We start from the raw sequence: 1548 nt of genomic DNA, 5'->3' as shown, positions 1-1548 counted from the left end.
CTTTCAATTACCCATAATCTTTGCCTCGATCGCGGCTCCCAGTTCGATGTCAGTCAGCCGCGATAGTCCGCGCCAGATCACGGTATTTCCTGGAGGCGGATCGTTGGCTCGGGCCAAATATCCTCCGAGCCGCGCGATCTTGACGACATAGTGCGAGAGCGTGCTTCGTCGAGGGCGATCGCCACCCCTGTCTTTCACCAAATGATCAAGAAGCCTGAGTTCGGGATCTGTCAGCGCCGTCTGCGGTAGGGCATTCGGCGAGGAACGATTGAGCATCGTCATCCAGAAGACGCGCCAACTTACAATGCAAAAAACAGCGATCAGATTGACCAGACGCTCAGCGGTTCGCAATTTCGAGTCCTCCGCCTTGCAGCCTGATTTGAGGACCTTATGGAAGACTTCGATCTTCCACCTCAACGCGTACCATTCGATCTTCTCGACGGCGTCCTTGCGCGATTGGACCGAGAGATCGGTGAGGAGCTTCCACTCGATCTTCTTTCGCCGCTTCGGCGTTCCCCGCTCTTGAGCATGGATCACGGTCAGAGTGAGTGCGGGATATTGCTTCTGCTTACCGATCGGCGGCAGAATTCGAAGCTTGCGGAAACGAATTTCGAGAAGCGCTTCATCCGGATCGCCTTTGTCGTCCTTGACCTTGATCCGATGTAGGCCTTTGACCGTAACCTCGTCCATTTCGTCGGCAATTGTATGATTGCCGTCCCCGGCAAGCCGATCAACACAGGTTCGTACCAAGAAGTGTGTTCCAACCTCCTCGGCCAGGCAAAACAGCTCATAGATATCGCTCTCGCGATCACCAATATGAACGCATCGTCCAGGGGTAGCGAGAAGGTCGGTCGATTGCCTCCAGCCAGCGGATACTCTCCTTCTGCTCGATCGGAACACGCGTCGGATTGATCTTCCGCTTCAGCGCCGTCGTCCCCTTGAACTTCTTGCGCGTCCAAAACTTAATTGCCGCCAGTCCGAGCGGAAGCCCCTCGGTCGTCACGGCGAGGCTCGAATGCATCAGGATGCCGCACTGTGTGCGCCCGGCCGTCTTGCGCGTAAAGCCAATCAAATCCGGCTTCTCGCGCTTGAAGCTGAATTCCGTCGTGTCATGGAGAACGAGGATCGGTCCCTTCGTCGCCGTTACGCGCCCGCGTGTCGCCTCGAAATGACCGCAAAGAATATCCGCCTCGTTGACCCGTTCGTTGGAGAAGAAGCGATAGGCGGCCTTCGTGTTGGCCCAGTCCTGACAAACCAGCGGGATGCTTTGTCCCATGTCGCTCCCGATTTGTGCGAGCAGTTTGCAGAACCGGCGGCCAAGCCGCTCATCCTTAAACTCGCATCCCGCAGCTTCCCGATCAACCCACGTCTCAATACCGGTCGTCAATCGCTGAGCACGCGCCTCCGCGCGTTCCTTCACCAAGCCCATCGAGCACCCCACGCGTCCGAATCAGGTGCTCAACAACGAATCACAACAGATTCTTCCGATTCAAGATTTCGCCTGCGGCGCGGCGTTCAAATCCGACGTCAAATGTGGGTAATTGAAAG

General features: G+C 56.5%; 2 protein-coding genes. Both read right to left on the bottom strand.

The window, feature by feature from the left end:
• Positions 1-3: 3 nt before the first annotated feature.
• Positions 4-900, bottom strand: a complete 897-nt coding sequence (locus IVA91_RS26570; protein ID WP_247459451.1) for an IS4 family transposase — start codon at positions 898-900, stop codon at positions 4-6.
• Positions 809-1429 carry a transposase DNA-binding-containing protein gene (locus tag IVA91_RS26565; RefSeq protein ID WP_247459449.1) on the bottom strand — a complete coding sequence of 207 codons (621 nt, stop codon included), beginning with the start codon at positions 1427-1429 and terminating at the stop codon, positions 809-811. Before IVA91_RS26565 ends, IVA91_RS26570 begins: the two co-directional genes overlap by 92 nt.
• Positions 1430-1548 lie beyond the last annotated feature (119 nt).

Origin of the sequence: Bradyrhizobium sp. 153 (assembly GCF_023073835.1) — a bacterium.
Taxonomy (GTDB): domain Bacteria; phylum Pseudomonadota; class Alphaproteobacteria; order Rhizobiales; family Xanthobacteraceae; genus Bradyrhizobium.
Note: the sequence above shows the minus strand (reverse complement) of the source record. Positions and strands in the feature narration are given on the sequence as shown.